At 41.5% G+C, this 23,157-nt stretch carries 19 protein-coding genes; 9 read left to right on the top strand and 10 right to left on the bottom strand.

Translation table 11 applies throughout. From position 1 onward, the window contains the following. The first annotated feature begins 14 nt into the window (after positions 1-14). The 5 genes from alaS to rpsR all read left to right on the top strand — a co-directional run bounded on the left by alaS (position 15) and on the right by rpsR (position 7,491). Positions 15-2,657 carry an alanine--tRNA ligase gene (gene alaS / locus H8698_RS06145; RefSeq protein WP_249311728.1) on the top strand — a complete coding sequence of 881 codons (2,643 nt, stop codon included), beginning with the start codon at positions 15-17 and terminating at the stop codon, positions 2,655-2,657. A gap of 147 nt (positions 2,658-2,804) precedes the next feature. Further along, entirely contained in the window at positions 2,805-6,269 is a 3,465-nt protein-coding gene (locus tag H8698_RS06140; RefSeq protein WP_249311727.1) for a hypothetical protein, read from the top strand. Between the two features lie 152 nt (positions 6,270-6,421). Beyond that, on the top strand, positions 6,422-6,733 hold the full coding sequence (gene rpsF / locus H8698_RS06135) for a 30S ribosomal protein S6 (protein ID WP_249311726.1): 312 nt from the start codon (positions 6,422-6,424) through the stop codon (positions 6,731-6,733). Between the two features lie 28 nt (positions 6,734-6,761). After that, the gene (locus tag H8698_RS06130) at positions 6,762-7,211 is read left to right on the top strand and encodes a single-stranded DNA-binding protein (RefSeq protein ID WP_249311725.1); all 450 of its coding nucleotides are present in this window, start codon (positions 6,762-6,764) and stop codon (positions 7,209-7,211) included. A gap of 40 nt (positions 7,212-7,251) precedes the next feature. Beyond that, on the top strand, positions 7,252-7,491 hold the full coding sequence (rpsR, locus tag H8698_RS06125) for a 30S ribosomal protein S18 (protein ID WP_249311724.1): 240 nt from the start codon (positions 7,252-7,254) through the stop codon (positions 7,489-7,491). Between the two features lie 59 nt (positions 7,492-7,550). On the opposite strand, the gene H8698_RS06120 is transcribed toward rpsR, so the two are convergent. The 3 genes from H8698_RS06120 to H8698_RS06110 form a co-directional block, all read right to left on the bottom strand. Beyond that, complete coding sequence (locus tag H8698_RS06120) at positions 7,551-7,790, bottom strand: AbrB/MazE/SpoVT family DNA-binding domain-containing protein (RefSeq protein ID WP_249311723.1); 240 nt, start codon at positions 7,788-7,790, stop codon at positions 7,551-7,553. Between the two features lie 122 nt (positions 7,791-7,912). Beyond that, entirely contained in the window at positions 7,913-9,670 is a 1,758-nt protein-coding gene (locus H8698_RS06115) for an ABC transporter ATP-binding protein (protein WP_249312266.1), read from the bottom strand. Between the two features lie 7 nt (positions 9,671-9,677). Continuing rightward, complete coding sequence (locus tag H8698_RS06110) at positions 9,678-10,853, bottom strand: cation diffusion facilitator family transporter (protein WP_177680367.1); 1,176 nt, start codon at positions 10,851-10,853, stop codon at positions 9,678-9,680. Positions 10,854-10,999: 146 nt separating this feature from the next. Here H8698_RS06110 and H8698_RS06105 point away from each other — a divergent pair, with 146 nt between their 5' ends. Then, positions 11,000-12,262 carry an L-rhamnose isomerase gene (locus tag H8698_RS06105; RefSeq protein WP_283245406.1) on the top strand — a complete coding sequence of 421 codons (1,263 nt, stop codon included), beginning with the start codon at positions 11,000-11,002 and terminating at the stop codon, positions 12,260-12,262. Positions 12,263-12,351: 89 nt separating this feature from the next. Here the strand turns inward: H8698_RS06105 and H8698_RS06100 are convergent, their stop codons facing one another. The 3 genes from H8698_RS06100 to H8698_RS06090 all read right to left on the bottom strand — a co-directional run bounded on the left by H8698_RS06100 (position 12,352) and on the right by H8698_RS06090 (position 16,496). Then, entirely contained in the window at positions 12,352-14,907 is a 2,556-nt protein-coding gene (locus H8698_RS06100) for a hybrid sensor histidine kinase/response regulator (protein WP_249311722.1), read from the bottom strand. A 5-nt stretch (positions 14,908-14,912) separates the two neighbouring features. After that, positions 14,913-15,275 (bottom strand): Hpt domain-containing protein, encoded by a 363-nt coding sequence (locus H8698_RS06095; protein WP_249311721.1) that lies wholly within the window; start codon positions 15,273-15,275, stop codon positions 14,913-14,915. Between the two features lie 129 nt (positions 15,276-15,404). Then, the gene (locus H8698_RS06090; protein ID WP_430393568.1) at positions 15,405-16,496 is read right to left on the bottom strand and encodes an HD-GYP domain-containing protein; all 1,092 of its coding nucleotides are present in this window, start codon (positions 16,494-16,496) and stop codon (positions 15,405-15,407) included. Positions 16,497-16,655: 159 nt separating this feature from the next. Here H8698_RS06090 and H8698_RS06085 point away from each other — a divergent pair, with 159 nt between their 5' ends. Continuing rightward, positions 16,656-18,119, top strand: a complete 1,464-nt coding sequence (locus tag H8698_RS06085; RefSeq protein WP_249311720.1) for a GntR family transcriptional regulator — start codon at positions 16,656-16,658, stop codon at positions 18,117-18,119. A gap of 340 nt (positions 18,120-18,459) precedes the next feature. On the opposite strand, the gene H8698_RS06080 is transcribed toward H8698_RS06085, so the two are convergent. After that, positions 18,460-19,167, bottom strand: a complete 708-nt coding sequence (locus H8698_RS06080) for a histidine phosphatase family protein (protein WP_249311719.1) — start codon at positions 19,165-19,167, stop codon at positions 18,460-18,462. Positions 19,168-19,178: 11 nt separating this feature from the next. After that, positions 19,179-19,985, bottom strand: coding sequence for a sugar phosphate isomerase/epimerase family protein (locus H8698_RS06075; protein ID WP_249311718.1), 807 nt, complete (start codon positions 19,983-19,985; stop codon positions 19,179-19,181). A 115-nt stretch (positions 19,986-20,100) separates the two neighbouring features. On the opposite strand from H8698_RS06075, the gene H8698_RS06070 reads away from it, so the two are divergent. Continuing rightward, on the top strand, positions 20,101-20,922 hold the full coding sequence (locus H8698_RS06070) for an AraC family transcriptional regulator (protein WP_249311717.1): 822 nt from the start codon (positions 20,101-20,103) through the stop codon (positions 20,920-20,922). A gap of 4 nt (positions 20,923-20,926) precedes the next feature. Here the strand turns inward: H8698_RS06070 and H8698_RS06065 are convergent, their stop codons facing one another. Further along, positions 20,927-21,688, bottom strand: a complete 762-nt coding sequence (locus H8698_RS06065; RefSeq protein WP_177680358.1) for a putative ABC transporter permease — start codon at positions 21,686-21,688, stop codon at positions 20,927-20,929. A gap of 173 nt (positions 21,689-21,861) precedes the next feature. Between H8698_RS06065 and H8698_RS06060 the strand changes: the two genes are divergently transcribed. Next, complete coding sequence (locus H8698_RS06060) at positions 21,862-22,164, top strand: hypothetical protein (protein ID WP_249311716.1); 303 nt, start codon at positions 21,862-21,864, stop codon at positions 22,162-22,164. A 47-nt stretch (positions 22,165-22,211) separates the two neighbouring features. Here the strand turns inward: H8698_RS06060 and H8698_RS06055 are convergent, their stop codons facing one another. Next, positions 22,212-23,129 carry a nucleoside hydrolase gene (locus H8698_RS06055; RefSeq protein WP_249311715.1) on the bottom strand — a complete coding sequence of 306 codons (918 nt, stop codon included), beginning with the start codon at positions 23,127-23,129 and terminating at the stop codon, positions 22,212-22,214. Positions 23,130-23,157 lie beyond the last annotated feature (28 nt).

Genomic DNA, 23,157 nt, shown 5'->3' with positions numbered 1-23,157 from the left:
AAAGGTTGAGATAAATGGAAAAATTAGGTCTTAATGAAATTAGAGAGAAATATTTATCCTTTTTTGAATCGAAAGGGCATTTGCGCCTGCCCAGTTTTTCGCTGGTTCCGGAAAACGACCCGAGTCTATTGCTCATTAACGCCGGAATGGCGCCCTTAAAGCCCTATTTTACGGGCCGGCAGGTGCCGCCGAAAAAGCGCGTTACAACTTGTCAGAAGTGTATCCGCACGCCGGACATTGAGCGTGTGGGCAAAACGGCGCGTCACGGCACGTTTTTTGAAATGCTGGGGAACTTTTCTTTTGGCGACTATTTTAAAAACGACGCAACAAAATGGGCCTGGGAGTTTGTAACCAAGGTGTTAAACATGCCTGTGGACAAGCTTTGGGTAACCATTTATGAAGACGATGATGAAGCTTTTGACATTTGGACGAAAAATGTCGGCGTATCTCCCGACAGAATTGTGAGAATGGGCAAGGAGGACAACTTCTGGGAAATCGGTACAGGCCCCTGCGGCCCCTGCTCTGAAATCTATTTCGACCGCGGCCCCGAACACGGCTGCGGCTCGCCCGACTGTAAGGTGGGCTGTGAGTGCGACCGATATGTTGAGTTTTGGAATTTGGTATTCACACAGTTTGAAAAGCAGGAGGACGGCACATATAAAAAATTGGATCACCCGAATATCGACACCGGCATGGGATTAGAGCGGATTGCCTGCATCATGCAGGGTGTGCTTTCTCTGTTCGACGTAGACACCATTAAAAGCATCCGTGACAAGGTGTGCGAAATGGCTGGCGTGGAATATGGAAAAGACCCGCAGACAGATGTTTCTGTCCGCGTGGTGACAGACCACATTCGCAGCACAGTATTTTTAATTTCCGATGGCGTGAATGTGTCCAACGAGGGCAGGGGATATGTTCTGCGCAGACTGCTGCGCCGCGCTGCTCGCCACGGAAAGCTTTTGGGCATTAACGGCACGTTTTTATATAAGTTGGCAGACACGGTAATTGACGCATCTGAAAAAGCATATCCGGTTTTGGAAGAAAACCGTGAAATGATAAAAAGCAAAATTAAGAACGAGGAAGAACGGTTTGCGCAGACCATTGACGCGGGATTTTCCATATTAAACAGCTTTTTAGACGATAAGCTGTTAGACAACATGGAGAAAAATACCATTTTCTCAGGCAATGATGCTTTTAAACTCTATGATACCTATGGATTTCCCATTGATTTAACCCGGGAAATTTTGGCCGAGCGCGGCATTGAAATCGACGAGGAAGGCTTTAACCGTGAAATGGAAGCGCAGCGCCAGCGCGCCCGCGCAAATGCAAAAATGACCGAGGTGGGCTGGGAAGACACCATTGCAGATGCGTTATCGAATGTTGCGCCTACGGACTTTGTGGGATATGACAGTTTAGAATCAGAAGCTAAAATTATTGCTATTGTAACAGATGCCGGAAGTGCCAAAGCTTTGGCAGAGGGAAATTCGGGCATTCTGGTTTTGGATAAAACACCGTTTTACGCCGAAAGCGGCGGACAGGTGGGCGATGTGGGAAAAGTGTGCGGCGAGTTTACGGAAGCCGTTGTGACAGACACGAAAAAGACCCCCGACGGAAAATTTTATCATATTGTTGAAGTGAAAGAGGGCACCTTTGGCGTTGGCGAAACTGTTACGGCAAAGGTTGACATTCGTACGAGAAGACGCACCCAGGCAAACCACAGCGCAACACACTTGCTGGACAGTGCGCTGAAAAATAAATTTGGCCGGGCCGTTTCCCAGGCTGGGTCGTTGGTGAACAAAGACCGTCTGCGGTTTGACTTTACTTTAGACAGGCCGGTATCCAACGAGGAACTGGCTGAAATTGAAGCGGACGTAAATCGCCAGATTGCAATGGCCGTGCCGGTGGTTTGGGAAACTATGCCGATTGACGAGGCAAAAAATAAAGGTGCCGTGGCAGTTTTCGGCGACAAATATGGAGATGTTGTGCGCGTGGTTACCATGGGGAACTATTCCATGGAACTGTGTGGTGGCTGTCATGTGGGAAATACATCCGAAATTGGATTGTTTAAGATTCTTTCCGAAACAGGCGTTGCAGCAGGCGTAAGAAGAATTGAGGCCGTAACGGGCTTTGGTGTTTTAACCGAGGTATATGCAATGCAGGAAGTTTTAAACACCACGGCAGAGGCCTTAAAGTGCGCCCCTAAGGATTTGGCGAAAAAAGCGGCAATCGTTATGGATGAATTGAAAAAGGCCGAAGCGAAGATTGAAGGCTTAAACGCAAAGCTTGCAAAAAGCTCTGAGGGTGACATCTTAAACAGCGCAAGAGAAATTAACGGCATTACGGTGGTGTGCGGCAGGATTGACGGCGCGACGGTTGATGCGCTTCGAAAAATCGGCGACGATTTTAAAGCCCAAACCCCTTGCGGTGTAATTGTTTTGGCATCTTCCGACGGCGGCAAGGCAACCTTCATTGCCATGGCAACAAAAGAAGCAATCGCAAAAGGCGCCCACAGCGGTAACATTGTCCGCGAGGCAGCAAAAATTGCAGGCGGCGGCGGAGGAGGCAGACCCGATTCTGCCCAGGCAGGCGGAAAAGATGTGTCTAAAATTGACAACGCTCTCGCGGCTGTTTACAAAATGATGGAGGAATTGAATTAGTAAAAACAAACAATTATATTGTTAAAAAAATAAATATATATAGTTAAAATATACATTGCAAATTCGACAATTAAATGATAAAATCGACATAATAGGAGGATGTTATAAAAAAACACAACACTAATTTAAAAATTAGGGGGAATTTTCATGAGAAAGAAATTTATTTTTTTTAGTTTCCTGTTTATGGCGATGTTTATCTTCGGCGCTGTTCAAGCTTTTGCAGAAAAAGAGGCATCTTATGATGCAAGCACTATGACAGTGGCCTATTCGGATACGAATATGGCCATTCGAAAGAATGGTACGGTTTATTTTGCGCTTTATCAAAATAACCGCATGATAAGCCTAACCACGAAAGATGTGGGAAGAGAAGACACTTCTGTTTCCTTGTCGGCTGAGGTAAAAATGACACCGGATTCCGGTAAAGTTTTTCTATTTGACAGCGAACTAAAACCTATGGCTGAAACAGTTGTGCTAAAGATGGAAAACGGAAACCTAGTTATACAAGACTCCGTAACAGTTACAAAAGATTTTGAAGACTATAACGAAACAACTGGCATATTCGAATATTATGCCGATATCAACGATACAAAGACTTCAAAAATCTGTGTAAACACCGAAAATTTATCAGTATTTTACAATGGTTCGTTGATTTCAACAAATGATATTATAGACGCATTTGGCAGTCTTAAAACATTGTTAGTCGAACGCGCGGATTCCATTACCTTTAAAGAACAAAAAAATGGGATGTTCAATAAAGTTTATGTGACGGATTATGCGTATAGACAAGTAGAGGGAGTAAGCCTAAATGATCTATATGTAAAATTTACAATCGGGGGCTTTTCTCTGAATCCGGATGATCGCGGCGACCGCTTTTTTGCCTATAATTTATTTGATGCCGAAGGCAATATCATTTCTTTAGCGGATGTAAAAGAAGGCGATATCTTTAATATCGCTGCACCGATGCACAATGGTCTAATAGGTGATTTTGACACTGTTCCATATATGGATATTTATGTTACTCGGGAAACTGTTACGGGCATTGTTGACGAAGAAATAGAGGCTGGTTACAGATACAGCATTAATGGAGAAGTATATATAATTGATCCTAACGCGAATATTAAAGTTGGAGATGAAGGAATATTTTACCTTACAATTGACAAAAAAATATATGATTCCGATGCTGCTTCTATTCTTAAGAGAAACTATTCTTTCATTAGCGCTTATGGCTGTGAAACAGATTTTGGTGTTAACAAACACCAGCTCAGGCTGTTTACTGCCGATGGCACATTTCTAGACTTTACTGTTGCCGCTACCTTAAGGGTTTATGAAGGAAATACTTATGCAATTTACAAACGGTCCGATTATGGGCAAGATGCTTTTTTTGCAAAAATTGCTAGCCTGGTTGAAGATGCAGCAACAGAAGAGGAAGCGACAGAAAATCTTGGAAAGAGACTGATTACTTATAAGATAAATTCTGAAAATGAGATTACTGAACTGAGGTTTGCGGCAGCTGGCGCTGATTTTTCTGTCCTATCGCACAAAAGTGCAAAATATAATGATGATTTGCAAATATTCGGCAGTTTTGACTTAAGCAAAAATTCAAAATTGTTTGTTGCCCCTGTAAAACGAACGAATACCGGCTTGTTCAACGTTAATCAAGATAACCTTCGAACCGGTTCATTCTCTTCCTTAGATGCGAATAAGGTTGGTGGCTACAAAGCGTATTTATTTAACTTTGACAGAGAGGATTATCTTGGCGCCGCACTTGTATGTGAAACCGTTGACGCGCTTGTGAACATACCTGAGCCTGAACCTGATCCTACAATAAGCAAAAACTGTTCTTTTATTGCCAATTATGGCCGTGAAACAAGCTTCGGAGAAATTGTTCACCAGCTTAAATTGTTTACTGAAAGTGGTGAATTTAAAGTATATTCAGTAGCTGCTTCCGTCAGGGTTTATAACGGTAACTCTAGTGCAATTTATAAACGAAATGACAAATCGCAAAATGAATTTTTTGAAACCGTTGCCGATTTAGTAGCAGATGAAACCACTTTTGATGCTGCTAAATCGAAATTAGGCCAAAGAATAATCACATTTAAAACCGATTCCAGCAATAAAATAACTGAAATCAGATTTGCATCAGAAGACGCTATTTTCTCAGTGCTTGGCAATGAAAATGCAAAATATAATGAAGCTGCGCAATCATTTGGCGGCTACGATTTAGGCCAAAGTTCAAAATTGTTTGTTGCCCCGGTAAAAGAAGTTGTTGCTGGTAAGTTTAATGTTGAAGAGGATGATCTTCGTACCGGTCCGTTTACATCTTTAGATAAAAATAAGGCTGAAGGTTACAAGGCATATTTATTTAACTTTGACGAAGAGATTTATCTTGGCGCTGCGCTTGTTTGTGAAACTGTTGATGCGCTAGCAGATATTCCTGGTCCCGGACCTGACACTGAGGTGAGCAAAGATTGCTCTTTCATAGAAGCGTATGGTTGCGATACAAGTTTTGGTGTTAATATACATCAGCTCAGACTGTTTACGGGTGATAATGCGTTGGAAGCTTACGCAATAGCTCCAACGGTAAAGGTTTATGAAGGGGATACATACACAAGTTACAACCGAAATGACAAAACGCAGGATGCATTTTTTGCGACGGTTGCTGACTTAGTAGCTGACGAAACCACTCTTGAGGCTGCTAAAGCAAAGCTTGGCAGAAGAATGATTACTTTTAAGGTCAACTCTGTCAATGAAATCATAGAGCTTAAATTTCCTGCGGCGGACGCATCATTTTCTGTAATATCGAATGACAGTGCAAAATACGATCAAGATTTGCAGACATTTGGGGGCTATGTGTTAAAGGATACCTCTAGATTGTTTGTTACGCCTGTGACAAAATTTAACGATGCTTGTTACAATGTCGACGTAGAAAACCTTGAAATCATGCCATTTTCATATTTGGATGAAAATGCAGCCTACTCAGCATTTCTATTTGGTAATGAGGATGATGGCTATCTGAAAGCAGCTCTTGTTGGCGAAGACGTGGAAAGGTCTTTGAAAAATGCACATTTAGCAATTGTTAAGTCACGTTCAACTGGTCTTGATGTCAATGGTTTAGCTGTTGATAAATATACTTTTATTCAGAGCGGTAAAACGGTTACTTTGGCAGTGGACTATGATAAAGCAAACAAAGTTGAAAGAATGGATACGGGCGATGTGTTTCGTTATGTTACAAACATCGACGGTGAAATTATTCAGACAGACTTGATCTATGTTGCAAAAACAAGAGAATTTGATGCTGGTTACTATACATATGTAAATTATGACGCAAATGACAGTGCAATCGTATATGGCAAGGTTACAGAGGTTAGAACAAATAAAATGACAATTGACGCGGAGGATGAATTGACATACAAATTGAATATGACACCAGGCAACACCTATGCAATGCTGGAGGAAGTGAAATTGTCCGGTTCGAATCAATCTTCCGCTGTTCGTATGCTGACTGGAACAGCAGACCTTAGGGATTCTTATGGCTTAAGTGAATACTATGTAGTTGCAATTCTTGGTGAAACCGGCAGGTTTGAAGATGTTGTTGAGATTTTACACCAATAAACGAAACTTCTCTGCAGAAAACATAATTATTGCAAAAACCACTTGACAAACTATGTATTATTATATATAATAATGTAGTTAACATTGCGTTTAGCAGTGTATCCTTGCTCTAAGTGTTAGCTTAGGGCCAAAGTCCAAAAGGAGGTGTAAAAATGTCAGAAGTAATCAATCAGTACGAAACGATCTTTGTAGTTGACGCGGCTTTGGAAGAAGAAGCAATCGCAGGTATTGTTGATAAGTTCAAAACATTAATCGGTGAAGCAGGAGAGATTGAGTCTGTTGACGAATGGGGAAAAAGAAGACTCGCATATCCTATCGATTACAAAACAGAAGGGTATTATGTTCTGATTAATTTCAGCGCAAAACCTGATTTTCCGCTTGAGCTTGAACGTATTTACAACATTACAGACGGTCTTTTAAGAAGCATTACCGTTAGAAAGATTGAGAAAAAAGCCAGAAGCTAATTAAAATTGGCATGGAGGGTTGACGACTATGAATAAGGTTATTTTGGTAGGCAGACTTACAAAAGATCCGGAGCTTCGCGCAACAACATCCGGAATTCCTGTTTGCAGCTTCACGGTTGCTTGCGACAGAAGGTTTGTAAAACAGGGAGAGGAGCGCAAAGCCGATTTTATTAACTGCATCGCTTGGCGCCAGGCCGGAGAATCCATTTCAAAATATTTTGCAAAGGGACACAGAATTGCACTGGAAGGTTCTATCCAGACAAGAAGCTGGACAGACAATGAGGGAAAGACCCGCTACTCAACTGAAGTTGTGGTAGACCAGTGGGAATTTGCACAGAGCAAAAGTGAAAATGGAGCCAGCGCGTCTTACCAGCCGTCATCGTCGCTATATCCGCCCCAGCAGGAGAGCAGTCAATCACCGGCTGCGGGGGATATTGATGGATTTATGCCGATTGAAGAAGAGGATTTGCCCTTCTAATTTTTAGCTGAAACAGTCAACTGTAAAGGAGGTAATTTAAATGGCAGACAGGCCAATGATGAGAAATCGCAAAGCGAAGAAAAAGGTTTGCTCATTTTGTCAGGACAAGGTTGATTATATCGATTACAAAGATGTTGCAAAGTTAAGAAGATATATTTCTGAGCGCGCTAAAATCCTTCCCAGAAGAATTACAGGAACATGCGCAAAGCATCAGAGACAGCTTACAGAGGCAATAAAGAGAGCAAGGCACATCGCGCTTTTGCCTTTCACTGCAGAATAATTAAAACATAAAAAAACACTGTGATATGAGTCACAGTGTTTTTATTTTTTATGTCACCTTTACCGTCCTAGCTCGTCCAAACACTTTGGGCATATATTTTTGCCCTTAAAACTAATAACATCTTTCGAATTGCCGCAGAATATACAGGAAGGTTCATATTTTTTCAAAATGATTGTTCCTTCATCAACATAAATTTCCAAAGCGTCTTTCACTGCAATGTCCAATGTTCTCCGTAACTCAATCGGGAGTACGATTCTTCCAAGCTCGTCCACTTTTCTTACAATTCCTGTCGATTTCATTGTCTAATCACCTCGTTATTTAGAATAATTTATAGCTTCTACGCTTATTATAGCACTTGCCATAAATATAGTCAACAAATAGAATTTGAAGTTTCTGTGAACTTTTTACAAAAAAATACAAATTAAGAACGATACATGCTATACATGTGGCTATACAGACCGCCAGCTTCCAAAAGCTCTTTGTGGTTGCCTTTTTCTTCAATTCCATTTTCCGTCAGCACCAAAATTGTAGAAGCATTTTTAATTGTGGTGAGCCTGTGTGCAATGACGAAAGTCGTCCTTCCCTTAGCTAAGCGTTCTAACGATTCCTGAACGATGCGTTCGCTTTCATTATCTAAGGCGGAGGTTGCCTCGTCTAAAATCAAAATCGGCGGGTTCTTTAAAAACACCCGGGCAATGCCGACGCGCTGCTTCTGTCCGCCGGAGAGCTTTACTCCCCGCTCTCCGACGTATGTATCGTAGCCGTCTTCTAAATCCATGATAAAATCGTGAGCGCCGGCAAGTTTTGCAGCTTCCATAATTTCTGCTTTGGTTGCGCCGGGCCGGCCATATTCAATGTTCTCATACACCGTACCGGAGAACAGGTAAATATCCTGCTGAACGACACCAATGTTGGAACGCAGACTCTTTAATTTCAGCGATTTTATGTCTTTACCGTCAATGGAAATTGTCCCGTCTGTCACATCATAAAACCGAGGAATGAGGCTGCAAAGAGTGGTTTTCCCACCGCCTGAGGGTCCTACCAGCGCAACTGTGTCGCCGGGCTTCACATGAAGGGACAGATTATTTAGAACGTTTTCATTTTCAGACGAATAGCTAAACGTTACGTTGTCAAACTGAATATCGCCGGAAACGTCATTTAAATCTACTGCATTTGGAGCGTCAGTGATTTCAACGGGAGAGTCCATAATTTCAAAAAAGCGTTCAATTCCCGTCATGCCGCGCTGGAACTGTTCCATAAAATCTACAATTCTGCGAATGGAGGAAAGAAGCGTAGAGGCATATAAAAGATATGCAGTGAAGTCCCCGGCGGTAATTTTACCATACTTGATAAAGAATGCGCCCGCCACCACAATAACGATATACATCAGTCCGTCGAACAGCCTTGTGGAGGACTGGAAGCCCGCCATGTATTTATAAGAAACCTTTTTTATGTCCAGCAGCTTGGAGTTTCCGCCCTCAAACTTTTCTTTTTCACATTCTTCGTTTGCAAAGGAATGTACCACGCGAATTCCCAAAAGCGCGTCTTCAACTTGTGCGTTAAGCTCGCCGATTTGTGTCCGCTGGCGCTTAAACTGCGTCCGCATTTTTACATTAAAATATCGTGTGCTAATAATGATAAGCGGAATGATGGAAAAAATTATCAGCGTCAGCCATATGTTAAAGGAACCTAAAATGATGAACGACACTACAATTTTGATGGTAGAAATAAACAGCTCCTCCGGGCAGTGGTGGGCAAACTCTGTTACGTCAAACAAATCGTTTGTGATTCGCGACATAATTTGGCCGACCTTTGTGTTGTCGTAAAAGGAAGACGACAAATTCTGAAGGTGCGCAAACATATCGCGGCGCATGTCCGTTTCCATTTTTGCCCCCATAACGTGGCCAACCGAAGCCATATAATAATTTGCTGCGGTGTCGATAATGCGCAGCACCAGGTAAATTGCACCCACAGAAAGAATTGCTCTGGTGGTGAGGGCGGCAATATCGTTGGTCGCATTGTCGGTGATAAAACGGGCAATCAGCGGCAGAATCAGCTCGCAGAATGTTGTGAAAAGGGCGCAAAACAGGTCGAAGACCATTACTTTCGTATATTTTTTATAGTAAGGCAAAAATCGTTTAAAAAGGCCTTGCTTTTTTGTCTTCTGTTTCAATGTTATAACCTCCTTAGTATTGCTGTTTGTAGTCCACCCGAATTACAGGGTAGTATATAGGGTTTTCCTGTTTTAAATTTTCACTGATTAGGCGGATGGTGTTTTTTTTCTCTTCATCTGTCAGTGAAAAGGGAACTTCCAAATCGAAAATTAAATTGATTCTATTTTTACCGTCAGTCATGCGGAAATCGTGCATGCCAAGCTCGGGGTTTATTTGGGTAATAATGGACTTCACAGTTTCTTTAACAGCGTCGATTTTCTCACATCCCACCAAAATAGGGTCTGTGTGAATTACAGTTTCTACCCCGGTTTCGTTTAAAATTTGAACCTCTAACGCGTCGATAATCTCATGCAGCATAATTGCAGACTTTTCACAGGAGACCTCTGCGTGGACAGAGGCAAGAATCCGTCCCGGACCGTAGTCGTGTATAATTAAATCGTGGATACCCAAAATTTCCCTGTTGGAAAACAAAATTTTTGTAATGGCTTTTGCAAGGGCCGGATCGGGAGAAGAGCCCAATAATGTACTTATGGTGTTCCACGCCACGCGAACGCCGGTAATGCAAATTAAAACCGCCACAATCAGGCCCGCAATTCCGTCCACCACCGGCGGAAGAAATTTACACAGGATAACGGACAAAATCACCGCGCTGGTTGCAACCACATCACTTAAGCTGTCGCTTGAAGTGGCTTTTAAAACTTCAGAGTCAATTTTGTTGCCCAAATACCGCATGGAGAAAAACATCCACAGCTTAATTAACACCGATATAATTAAAATGATAATCATTACAAGATTATATGCCGGCGCTACAGGGTGAAGAATTTTTTCAAAAGAAGATTTTATCAGCTCAAGGCCAACCGAAATGATAATAAACGACACAATCAGCGAACTGATATATTCAATTCTCCCATGACCGAAAGGATGTTCCTTGTCGGGCCGCTGGCTGCTGAGTTTTGCACCGATTAAGGTTACGGCTGACGAGCCGATGTCTGACAAGTTGTTAAAAGCATCTGAAATGATGGCGATGGAGTTAATGGCGGTTCCGATAATGGTTTTTATGACAAACAGAATGACATTGCAAATAATGCCCAAAATTCCGCCGAAAACGCCATAAGCTGTGCGGACAGATGGATTTTTCACATCATCGCTGTTTTTTATAAAGATTTTGGTCAGCAGTTTTATCAACATAAATACCCCCGGTTTTGCTAAAAATTACATAAATATTATTATATCTTATTTTCCGTTCATTTGCAAGAAGTAAAAATCAAATATTGATTTTTGCATTTCTACATGATATGATAAACAAAATGAAAATATTTGGGAGGCAGACGTAATTGGAAAAATTCATTTTAGAAAACTATAAAATTGCAAAAAAGATGTATGAAACCATTGGCGTTGACACTGACGAGGTGTTGGAACGGGTAAAAAAAATTCCTGTGTCCATGCACTGCTGGCAGGGCGACGATGTGATGGGGTTTGAAGGCGCGGGCGAGCTTACCGGCGGAATTCAGACCACGGGGAACTATCCCGGAAAGGCCAGAAACGGAGAAGAGCTCCGCTGCGACATGGAAAAAGCGCTGTCACTGATACCCGGAACCCACAAAGTAAACATTCATGCAAGCTATGCCGAGTTTGACGGAAACAAAGCAGACCGCGACCAGCTTACACCCGCCCATTTTGAAAAATGGGTTGCGTGGGCGAAAAAAAACGGCATTGGTTTGGATTTTAACGAAACCTATTTTTCCCATCCCAAAAGCGAAAGCGGTTTAACCCTCTCAAGCGGAGATGAAGAAATTCGCAGGTTCTGGATAGAGCATGGAAAACGATGCAGGAAAATCGGCGAATATTTTGGCCGGGAGCTGGGACAGACCTGCGTAACCAACCTTTGGATTCCTGATGGTTATAAAGACATTACAGTGGATAAGCTAGGCCCAAGAATGCGGTTGAAAAAATCGTTAGACGAAGTTTTTGCAGAAAAGATTGACTCAGCATATAACATAGATTCGGTGGAGAGCAAAGTGTTCGGCATTGGCTCAGAAAGCTACGTGGTGGGAAGCCACGAGTTTTATATGGGCTATGCCGCGCAGCATGACGATGTAATGCTCACGTTAGATGCGGGGCATTTCCATCCTACTGAAGTGATTTCGGGCAAAATTTCTTCCATATTTACTTTTAAAAACAAATTGCTGCTTCACGTTTCCAGACCGGTTCGCTGGGATTCCGACCATGTAGTTATTTTTGATGATGAGCTTTGTGCCATTATGCAGGAATTAAACCGAAACGACCTGTTTGGCAAAACCTACATTGCATTGGACTTTTTTGATGCAAGCATTAACCGTATTGCGGCTTGGGTGATTGGCATGCGCAACACCATTAAGGCTATGATTTTTGCAATGCTTGAGCCCGTGGAAACGCTGAAAAAAGCAGAAGCAGAAGGAGATTTCACATCCCGGCTTGCGCTTTTGGAGGAATATAAATCCTATCCGTTCTCGGCAGTTTGGGATTATTACTGTCAGGCAATGGGCGTTCCGGTTAAGGAAAGCTGGCTGAATGAAGTGAGAACTTATGAACGGGACGTTTTGGCAAAACGGATATAAAAAACAGGCTTAAACTCAAAAGGCCAATGTCAGTAGAGAAAATCAGTAGAAAAGCGCGTGCCTTCGGTCACGCGCTTTTAGGGCTGAATTTATATTAGATATCTTTTTAACAGGCGAGTTAATTCTAAAACATCGATTGGCTTAGCTATATGGGCATTCATACCACACTCCAAGCAATGTTGTATGTCGTCAGAAAAAGCATCTGCACTCGTAGCAATAATTGGAATAGATAAGGCATCAGAACGATTCAGTTCTCGAATTGCTTTTGTGGCCTCATATCCTGTCATATGCGGCATACGGATATCCATAAGAATGGCATCGTAATATCCTTCCGGTGATTTTTGGAACTTGTCCAGGCATATCTGGCCATCTTCTGCCCAATCCAGCTCTATGCCCAAGTCGGACAACAATTCTCTTGCTATCTCCCAGTTAAGCTCATTATCTTCAGCAAGCAGGATACGACAACCGGATAGATTAATATTTTGGTTCATTGTCTGGTCATGTTCTGTTTCCATGTCCATATACGGACACAAGGCATGATAAAGCGTGGATTTAAAAAGTGGCTTAGTAATAAAACCACGAATACCTGCTTCACGAGCCTCCGCCTCAAATTCACTCCAGTCGTATGCCGACATCAGCAGAATTGGTACTTCATCTCCTAGATTACGCCGGATTTCTTTTGCAACCTGAATTCCATTCATACCTGGCAGTTTCCAATCCAATAGAATGATTTGATAATCATCTTTCTTTTTGTGGCGTCGTATTACCAGTTCTATTGCTTTTTCTCCGCTTAATGTCCATTCTGCTTTTATTCCGATGGATTTAAGTACGTCTATAGTTGTCGTACATGATAGTTCGTCATCATCAACCACCAGCATATTCCAGGAGGGGAGAACCATATCCATTTCCACTGCAACTGATTTTTCAAAATCAAACGTGAGAAGAAATTCGGTACCTCTATCAGGCTCACTTTGTATATCGATGGTTCCTTCCATTGCGTCCACAATGTACTTTGTGATCGACATTCCTAAACCGGCCCCCTCAGTTTTATGTATTCTGGTACCATCTGCACGGCTATAGGATTCATATATTTTTTTCAGAAAATCTGGTGACATACCAATTCCATTATCCTTGACATTGATATGAATTCGGACATAGTTTTCTCCTTTCGGAGATTTTTCTTCAGAAAGGGATAATTGTATCGAGCCGCCCTCCGGTGTATACTTCGTTGCATTTGATAAAAGATTTAACAAAACCTGATTTAAGCGCACACCATCGCACCACACATTTTCTGTTAGAATATTTTCAACATGTATGTCAAAGGTTTGCTTTTTAGTTTTAACCTGCGGCTGCATAATGTTAACAATTCCTTCAACAACTTCCTTTAATGAGATTTGTTCTTTTGCTAAAGTTAATTTGCCGCTTTCAATTTTAGACATATCCAAAACATCATTGATTAATCCCAATAGGTGTTTACTCGATATTGCGATTTTTCTAAGGCAATTCTGCACCTGTTGCCGGTCGTCTATGTGGGCTGTGGCAATCGCGGTCATGCCTACGATTGCATTCATGGGTGTACGGATGTCATGGCTCATATTAGCTAAAAATTCACTTTTCGCTTTGCTTGCCTCAAGAGCCATCTGCCGAGCCTCCTCTAATTCATGCACCTGAGAACGGGTTATAGAAAAATATCGAAGAAAAATCAATGTTAGAATAATCAAAACAGAAACACATGACAATAATGTCATAAACATACGCTGGTTGCTCAGATTATTTATAGCATCGTCCAATATACTATAAGGCATTACCGATACTAAATACCACTCAGAATAGGGTAACGATATACCATAAATTTGCCGTTCTTCGCCATTTACTTCAAATGTTGTTGCATATTCTTCACGATTTTTTAGTGCAGCACCAAATTCTTCAATAGGATTTTCTACAGTTAACTCATTTGCTGTAAACCCAAGCTGCTTTTGTAGTTGTTCAAAGAAATACAACAACTCAGAGTTGGGGTTCTGTATTACAAAGCTGCCGTCTGGCCTGATTATATGATAATACATTAGTTGCCCCTCATCTTTTAGAGAAAGGAAATCAGTAATATAATCCAGAGGAACGGCTGCGATCAGACCAGTGCTCTTATCGCCATTGCGCATCGGATAAGCAGCGTCAATGCCAAACAATACCACTTCATTTCCAGCAGAGTCAACACCTACAGCGACTCGTTGTTCCCCCTGTAATAATGCTTCTACAAAAGGTTCTGGGTTAAGTGGCTGTATGGATTGTCCGTAAAGCGTCTGAAATTTACCATTGGCAGAACAAAGCGCTAAATAGTCAAATCCCCTGACCTGTGCCCTGTAAATAAGTTCCTCATATAGATTTTCTATATCGTTGTTATCTGTTGAGACAACAGAAACAACGCCGCTAACTTGATCAAAACGCAATTTAATCACAGTTTCAAAGTGCCTGGACATCTGTTCATTCATTCCAGACATATAAATATTTCCAATCTCATAAACGGTCTTTTTACTTTTTCTGCTCATATAGATTCCGAGCAGACTGAAAACAGCAATACTAAAGATCAGAAGTCCGATGAAGCTAGATATAAGAAATCGTGTTGCAACATTCTTTTTATTGATAACCATAGATGTTATTCCTCCTTGGATTTCTTGAAATCTTTAATAACATCAATTGTTTCACGGTAGTCCTTTGATAGCTGCGGCATCATATCGACAGCCTTATTCCAATCGTTTTCCTTTAACGCTTTTGTTACTAGGCTACTACTGTCAAACAATCTGGTAAAAGAAAGGTTCTGACAAATTCCTTTGAGTGTATGAACGGCTCTAAGAGCTTCAGCATAGTCTTTATTACCCATAGACGATTCAAATAAGTTAAAGCTTTTATCGTCGAGAAATTTATATACAAATTTCTCAACGGTTTGTTCACGCCGCAGTCTATCCAATACCTCATCAAAATCGCCGCCAAATTTTATATAACAATCTTTTAGATTCATAATCACAATTCCTTCCTTTTAAACCGTTGTCTGTGCGGCCCTCTTTCTATTTTAGAAAACAATAGTCACGTTATTTTTTGTGTTTTTTGAAGTATATTTTATCTTTAAAACAACCTATCATAGTCTATTTTATTTCTTAATATCCTGTATATTTTTTGTGTCTTGTTCAGAAGAGGTATTCATAAGCTCACTTTCAAGTGTATCCGCAATTTCTTGCAGACACAATAAAAGAGTAGGATTAAATGCACCACATTGTCCTTTTAAAATCATTTTCAAAGCGTTTTCATGCGAATAAGCTTTCTTATAGCAACGCTCACTGGTCAATGCATCGTATACATCGGCCAGCGCAACCACCTGGGCAGCTATGGGTATTTCTTCCCCCTTTAAGCCGTCCGGATAACCATCGCCGTCATACCTTTCGTGGTGCCATCGACAAATTTCAGAAGCTACTTTGACAAGCGGGGATTCCTGCTGCTCAATGGGCAGGTCCTGTAGCATATTGGCGCCGACCATTGAGTGAGTTTTTATTACTTCGAACTCCTCTGGCGTAAGGCGTCCAGGTTTATTCAGTATTGCATCTGAAATTGAGATTTTCCCAATATCATGTAGCGCAGAAGCAGTACTGATTAAAGAAATATCTGCCTCGGACAAAGGATATTGATTTGTGCGCTGAACCAACTGCTTTAGCAAATATTTTGTAATCGTATTCACACGCAATACATGCAATCCGCTCTCGCCGTTACGGAATTCCACAATGTGAGACAGGATTGAGATCATCAGCTCATTATTTTTTTCCTGCTTGTGTACCTGTTCTACGATAATTTTCTCAAGATGCTGCTGGCGCGCATATAAAAACATCGTATTAGAAATTCGGCGCTGGACAATGGCCGAATCAAAAGGACGGCTGATATAGTCAAAAGCTCCCAAATCGTAGGCCAGCTTTATATTTGCAGGGGAATCATCAGCAGAAATCATAATAACAGCGAAGTTATCATTCCAGTGGTATTTGTTTATGTAAGCTAACACTTCAAATCCATCCATTTCAGGCATCATAATATCCAAAAGCAGAAGGGAAAAATCTGTTCTTTGCCTTGAAAGAAGAGAAATTGCTTCTGCACCATTATCAGCCTCTACCACATCATATTGTTCTTTCAGGATATCTGCCAAAAGCGCGCGATTCATTTCTGAATCGTCCACAATTAAGATTTTTTGTTTTTCCATTGTTCCTTAAACTCTTTCACTATAATTTTACATTTTAATTATAACCCTTTTCCTTATATGTTGGCAATATCCATATTGGTAAGGTGTACAAATAGGTGAATATTTTTGATGACAAATTTGGTTCGTCATGATATAATTCAGACAGATAGGAGGCAAGTTATGAAACCACAAGAAACAAAATTTACCTTTGTATATAACGAAATTAAACAGAATATTTTGGAGGGCCAAATATCTCCGGGAAAGGCTTTGCCATCTTCAAGGATGTACTGCGAGCGATTTCATGTAAGCAGATATACGATTAACCGCGTATTTGACGCCTTGCGGGAAGAAGGGCTGATTGATATTCAACCTCGTCTTGCGCCGATTGTTGTTTCAACAAAAAATACTTATCATTCATCAAATGCTGTTTTCGAGATTTTAAAACAAAAGGAAGGTATTTTACAGGTATATCAGACTTTTGCTTTAATATTGCCTTCACTCATGGTTTTTGCCTTGCAAGGGTGTGATGTGGAGATAATGCCTCACTATAAACAGGCTATGAAAGAATTGCGTTTGGGATATGCCGCCGGTGGATGGCGTTCTCTTTCGAAACTAGCATATGATACATTAAGAATAGGTGGCAATTCCCTATTCAGCGAACTCTATTCTACGTTTGGCCTTTATAATAAGCTTGCATTCTTTACAGAAGATTGTCCCTATTTCTCTAAGCACTTTTTGCAGGGGTCTGTATCTGCAACCAGAGTAATTATAGATATTTTAAAAGGCAATGATTCACTCGCAAAGTACAACCAGTTATTGAATATATATCAAAAACTTACGGATTCCATTGAAAATACGTTAAATTACCTGTCAGAGACAACACCAAAATGTCTTACACAAACTGGTTTGAAGTTTTCATGGAACCCTATGCGTGGTCAGGATTATTATTATTCAAAAATTGTTGATGACATCAATCTAAAAATCGGCCTTGGAGAATATCCTGTTGGAATGTATCTTCCATTTGAAAAACAATTGGCTAGCCAGTATGATGTCTCTTTATCGACAGTCAGAAAGGCTTTGTCAGAACTCGAACAGAGAGGTTTCGTAAAGACGTTAAATGGTAAAGGCACTATAGTGATAGAACCGGATGATACGAAACTTTATCAGTTGACTTTTAATTCCGGACATGTAGAAAAGGCATTGCGTTACCTTCATGCCTTACAGCTAATGATATTAATTATTCGTCCAGCAGCTTTGGTTGCAGCTCCGCAGTTTACTAGAGCAGAATTGGACGAATTAGCAGACGGGTTTACTTCCTCTGACTCTATTTATTTAGCGGATATTTTTGAATTGATAATGAAACATATTACGTTAAAACCTTTATATGTTATATTATCTGAAACCAATCATCTTCTCGAATGGGGACACCATTTTGCTTATTATTCGTCCAGGAAACATACTCTTTCACATCTCAACAAGCAAGTCATTCTAGCGCTTCAGCTGTTAAGTGAAGGTAATGCAGAATCCTTTGCAGATGGCATAGCAGATTGTTACCGTTATAATTTGGTTTGTATGAAGAAGCGTATGGCAGAAAAATATAGGTTTCATAACGCAGCTAATATTCAAGTTCCAGAAAAATACTAGTTAGCAAGCAATGGAAAGGTTATCCCTTTCTGTTTGTTGGAGAGTTCCACAGTCCTCAGGCAGAGTGCTATAGCACCTCTTCAAACACCACAAAATTGTGATGGCTACGTCACGCTTAAATGGCAAAAGAAAAGCTGGAAGTAATACAAAGCAAATTGCAATACCTCCAGTTTTTTCTTGCTAAAGCCGCTTGAAATTTTCATAAGCGCTTTTTCGGTTTACAATAATAAGGTCTAGGTGGCTACACCAGTTTCTGGGCAGCCACCTAGATGTGAGTATGAAAAACAGTTGTCTGCCGCCGTAAAGGTCACGGTTGACCAAAGGGGGGGAAGCCTGTTTTTTATTTTTCAAATTCCGGATAAAGGCCTGCCTGAGAGATGTCTTCTCCGGCAGCATACAGATGCGAGGTATCCCCAATTTGCACACAGCGAAAGTGTGCATTTCCGCTTCTGTCCGTTTCGGTAACGATGGTGGAAACCGAGGAGGTTGGCAGAAAAAAGTTGTGCCATAGAAGAAACGGGGACGTGCCTGTCAGGTAGGATATAATGGTCAGCCCCATGCCGCAGTGACAAAACAGTGCAATGGTTCTGTCGCTTTCTGCATCACAGCGATACAGCATGCCGTTTCGGCTCCAGCCATATTCTCTAAGCAGTTCACTTAAGCCCAGCGTTGTCTGGTCATATACCTCTTTTACGTTTCCTGAGGCAATTAAAGAAGGATTCATCCAGCGGTTGCGGTCGTAAAAGTCTGCTTCGTCGGCCCAAAGGGTAGGCGCAAGGTCCCATGGAATACGGTTTTTATTTGTATAGGGCGAAGAAATTACGCCGGCAAACTCTGCAAGCCACGGAAGAATTTCTATTTTCCCATTGAGCTTTGCCATGGTTGGTTTTGCTGTGTCCTTTGCCCTGCCCAGCGGCGAGCAGTAAAAATCGTCAATGTTCAGTTTAACAAGCCGCTGCGACAAAAGCTCTGCCTCTCGCCAGCCTTTTTCCGTTAAAGAATCAATGGCATAGTCTGGGTCGCCGTGGCGGATAATTAATAATTTCAATTTTCATTCACTCATCTCGTTAAATAGTTAAAACAATGCTTGATGTATTGGAGCTTATATCCCCGAACTTCAAGAGGACAGCTCCGCTCCCCGGGAATTTCAAAGTTAAACAGCTTGTCATATCCAATTTCCTTTAAAGCCAACACCACTGTTTCAATGTCAACGGTTCCTCGGCCAAAGGGCATCATGTGCTGGTCACGTTCGCCCTCGTTGTCGGCAATGTGCAAAGCTTTTAAATGTTTTCCCGCTTTTTTTATAAACGCTTCCTGATCGCCGAATTGCGATATGTTCAAATGACCGGTATCTAAACAAATTCCTAAGTTTTCGCTGCCGAGCTTATTGATGTACCAAAGAAGTTCATCGGCATTTTCGCAAAACTCCCGCAAATTTTCTAAACAAATAACCAAATCCTTACCCTTTAAATAATCGGTAAGCTGGCGGAGAACCGCGGCGTTCCTTTCTCGCTTTTCCTCTAATGAAAAGTTGCTGTCATACATGCCGTCGCAGTGCAAAACCGCGCTTTTAATACCAATTGCTTCAAACAAGTCGAGCCAGTTTTTCAGCGTTTCAACAACCGGCTTGCTTTCGTCACAAAGCCGGATTGTTAAAAACAAATGCCCCTGCAAAACCGACACATTGTGTGCGTCGCAAAACGCTTTAAATTTTGCTCCGGTTATCTTTGCATCCCCGCGGCCCAAAAGCACTGCCGCGTGCTCGTCTGAGAGCTCACAATAAGAATATCCGTTCTTTTCAAACTCTAAAATGGCGTCCTCCGGCGATAAGTCCATGTAGTAGCTCGACCACATACTGAGTTTCATAATGAATCACCTCAAAATTTATTTTTATTGACAGTTAATATTATAGATGATATAATACAAAAAAGTCAATTCGATTTATTACTTAAAATTTATAAAAAAGTCGCAGGTGATGAACATGTTTATCAGAACAACGCACCCGGATATGTCGGACCAAACGACCTTTGACGAAAATATGTTTGTTGTTTCAAGTGGATATTATAATTTAAAAACAAAAAACCTATCCTGTACCCGGCCAAACGGGAGAAACGACTATTTTCTTTACTATGTGTTAAAAGGTAAAAGCCGCTATGTTATGAACGGTGAGGAATGCTTTGCCGAAGCCGGCGACGTGGTTTTTTATAATATTTACGATTCACAAAGCTATTCTCATTTGTGTCAGTATCACTCCCAAATTTATTGGGCACATTTTAACGGCCTTGTAGCGGCTCCCTTTCTACAGGAACTAAAACTGACAAAAAGCATGAAAATTCACACGGAGGCAAATATCAGCATTTATTTCGAAAACATTCTAAATGAACTCACCTTTAAAAAGAAACTTTATTTTGGCGCCGCAGCAAACAATTTGGCTTCCATTTTAATTGCAATTTCAAGGGAACTAGAGAAGAAAACAGAGGGAGAAGCAAAATTCGATTATGTTATTTCCCTTATGCACAGTTTAGAAAACAATAAAATGACGCTTATGGAATATGCCAGTCTCTGCGGCTTAAGCAAATCGCAGTTTATCCGGAGCTTTACCGATTATACGGGAATGACGCCCATGCGGTATAAAAACAATATTATTATAAAAGATGCGCAGTGGTACTTATTAAATACCGACCTTGCAATTAACGAAATTGCCGCCATGCTCAAATTTGACAATGTCTATTATTTTTCAAATATGTTTAAAAAACACACGGGGCTTTCTCCAAGACAATTCCGGGAAAAAGCCACGTTTTAATTCTTTATTTTTTCCGTTTTTTCACCAGCTGCCGCAGTGCCTCAGAGCCTGCGGCACGCTGTTTTTCCAAATAGTTTTTCAGGTTTTCCTGTAAGGAAATATCAGAATGGAACGCCAACAAGAACCTCGGTTTTATCATTCTGCTTTCCGCCCCCTGTTTTATTTGCCTTTTCAGTTCTTCATAGCGGACTAAAATTTCGTTTTCGTCTGCAAATTTCTTGATTTTGCTCACAACACGGAAAGAATAGCACAAATCAATTGCAAATATGCCATAAAACATGCCAATGACAAAGGAAAACGCCAGATTTTGTGAAAACCAGTTTAATGCAGAAAGAATATGGGGGTGAACAAAAAAGTAGTAAACCGCCCCCAAAACTGCCCAGAAAAAGGAGTAAAGCGGGCAGATAATGCCTTGAAAATTACCCCAATTATTGGTATAGTCCCAAAGTTTGACGTGCATTCTTTTAATAAAGATAACACCTGCAATATACTCAATCAGCGTCATACACGCGGCCATAACCACAAACAAAACAAGTTTGGCGGCCGTTTGGTTTTGCATCACGATATACGGCTCTAAGCCGGCCAGGAGGTACAATGCACAGAGCCCGAACCCATAAAGGGGAAGACAGGGCCCTGCTAAAAATCCGGGGTTAATCCAGTGGTTTTTGCCCTCCTTGGTAAAAAAGTGACGGAACAAAACCTCAAGCCCCCAGCCAATGACACAGCCGATAGAGAATAAAAAGGCCAGAATTAAAAACTTGTTCATACCATACACCACCAGAAAAAAGATTATTTTATCCATTTTATCACAAGAATGGCAAAAATGCAATTTCTTTTTGCAATAATCTGCCTGCTTCCGCACAATGCGACAGCGCCCGACATATAATGTTGTGAGATGGAATGAAAAGCATCTTAAAATTTTTATTGGAGGTATTTTTTATGTGTGGAATCTGTAACATTGTTAGGTGCATAACAGGCAGAAGAAACGGCTGCGGCTGTGGGTGCAGAACATATGAAAATGAATGTGACCGCCGCGCAACCTGGAGAGAGCCTCGCATGAAGATTCATTGTGCAAGCGGCTTGGGAACCGAAGCAGCACGTCCGTGCGGAATGGATGACGACTGGGACTGCGGATGTAACCACAAGCATGACTGCGACTGTGAGCATAAACGACCCTGCGGTTGTGAACACAAACGTCCCTGCGACGGCAGACGCGACTGGGACCGCGATTTTGATTGCTAAATTTCTTTAAATAAAAAAGCATGTTCCCCAAAAGGGAACATGCTTTTTTATTTCGTCAGCTTTTGGAACAGGTCTTCAAAAAGCGCGTCGCGATGAATTTCGAAAACATAGCGGATGAAGTGACGGTTAGGGTCAAAACCATAGTGGTGGTCATATTCTGGGATAGGGCTTGCAATTAAACGGGAACTCATAAAGCGGTTGCTGTCATTCAGCAGCCAGGCCACCGCAGTTACGTCCCATATCACCCGGGACCAAACGCGGCCTTTTGCATACCGCTCGGCGGCTTCAACTACCGTTTCCGTAAGATATGAGCACAGTGCGTTTTTGCCGTCAATCCAATAGCGAAGTTCAGGCTCAGACAGATAAAATTTATCAACAACCCCCATACAGGGAAGCTGAACCAGAGGAACGCCGCAGCCAAAAACAACACGGGCAGCAGCCACGTCCTGAGCCATGTTAAACTCGTTGGAATTGCCAAAATCCAAAGCGTGGCCGCCCAGCCAGACAACAACTATGTTTTCCTTAATTTCAGGGGAAATTAATAGGGCAGAAGCGACATTCGTAATTGCACCGATTGCCACAACATAGAGCGGATTCTGCGGCGAATAACCAGTGGCTCTTAACGCCAAATCCTGTGCTGCCGGTGAATGAACCGGGGTATGTTCGTCCTGCAGATATTTACGGGAACCCTTTAACACGCAACCGTCGGGCAGTGCGGCGCCTGCAAGTTTTATAATTTTTAAAATTTCATCATAGCTTTTTTCCATGCCGTCTTCCGGCGAAGATGAGTTTTCATTAAAAAACGGCGCGGCATAAATAGCTTTTACCGAAAGCTTTTCCGGCGACTTTAAAAGGTATGCCAGGGCAAACTGGTCGTCTACCTCGTTATATGCGTCAGTGTCTAATACCACGTCAATATTATTTTGCGGAACATCTAAATTTTTTACATACTGTTCAAACGTCATTGTTCTGCTCCTTTTCTTTTTTTTTTTC

The sequence above is a fragment of the Congzhengia minquanensis genome, from assembly GCF_014384785.1.
Classification (GTDB): Bacteria; Bacillota; Clostridia; order UBA1381; family UBA9506; genus Congzhengia; species Congzhengia minquanensis.
The sequence above is the reverse complement of the archived record's forward strand: the minus strand, read 5'-3'. Positions and strand labels throughout refer to the sequence as shown.

What these genes read in the sequence shown, in the direction of transcription:
- H8698_RS06140 (WP_249311727.1), top strand. Translation starts at nt 2,805, where the DNA reads ATGAGAAAGAAATTTATTTTTTTTAGTTTCCTGTTTATGGCGATGTTT.
- H8698_RS06085 (WP_249311720.1), top strand. Translation starts at nt 16,656, where the DNA reads ATGAAACCACAAGAAACAAAATTTACCTTTGTATATAACGAAATTAAA.
- H8698_RS06100 (WP_249311722.1), bottom strand. Translation starts at nt 14,907, where the DNA reads ATGGTTATCAATAAAAAGAATGTTGCAACACGATTTCTTATATCTAGC.
- H8698_RS06055 (WP_249311715.1), bottom strand. Translation starts at nt 23,129, where the DNA reads ATGACGTTTGAACAGTATGTAAAAAATTTAGATGTTCCGCAAAATAAT.
- H8698_RS06075 (WP_249311718.1), bottom strand. Translation starts at nt 19,985, where the DNA reads ATGAAACTCAGTATGTGGTCGAGCTACTACATGGACTTATCGCCGGAG.
- H8698_RS06090 (WP_430393568.1), bottom strand. Translation starts at nt 16,496, where the DNA reads ATGGAAAAACAAAAAATCTTAATTGTGGACGATTCAGAAATGAATCGC.
- H8698_RS06130 (WP_249311725.1), top strand. Translation starts at nt 6,762, where the DNA reads ATGAATAAGGTTATTTTGGTAGGCAGACTTACAAAAGATCCGGAGCTT.
- H8698_RS06065 (WP_177680358.1), bottom strand. Translation starts at nt 21,688, where the DNA reads ATGAACAAGTTTTTAATTCTGGCCTTTTTATTCTCTATCGGCTGTGTC.
- H8698_RS06120 (WP_249311723.1), bottom strand. Translation starts at nt 7,790, where the DNA reads ATGAAATCGACAGGAATTGTAAGAAAAGTGGACGAGCTTGGAAGAATC.
- rpsR (WP_249311724.1), top strand. Translation starts at nt 7,252, where the DNA reads ATGGCAGACAGGCCAATGATGAGAAATCGCAAAGCGAAGAAAAAGGTT.
- alaS (WP_249311728.1), top strand. Translation starts at nt 15, where the DNA reads ATGGAAAAATTAGGTCTTAATGAAATTAGAGAGAAATATTTATCCTTT.
- H8698_RS06095 (WP_249311721.1), bottom strand. Translation starts at nt 15,275, where the DNA reads ATGAATCTAAAAGATTGTTATATAAAATTTGGCGGCGATTTTGATGAG.
- rpsF (WP_249311726.1), top strand. Translation starts at nt 6,422, where the DNA reads ATGTCAGAAGTAATCAATCAGTACGAAACGATCTTTGTAGTTGACGCG.
- H8698_RS06110 (WP_177680367.1), bottom strand. Translation starts at nt 10,853, where the DNA reads ATGTTGATAAAACTGCTGACCAAAATCTTTATAAAAAACAGCGATGAT.
- H8698_RS06070 (WP_249311717.1), top strand. Translation starts at nt 20,101, where the DNA reads ATGTTTATCAGAACAACGCACCCGGATATGTCGGACCAAACGACCTTT.
- H8698_RS06060 (WP_249311716.1), top strand. Translation starts at nt 21,862, where the DNA reads ATGTGTGGAATCTGTAACATTGTTAGGTGCATAACAGGCAGAAGAAAC.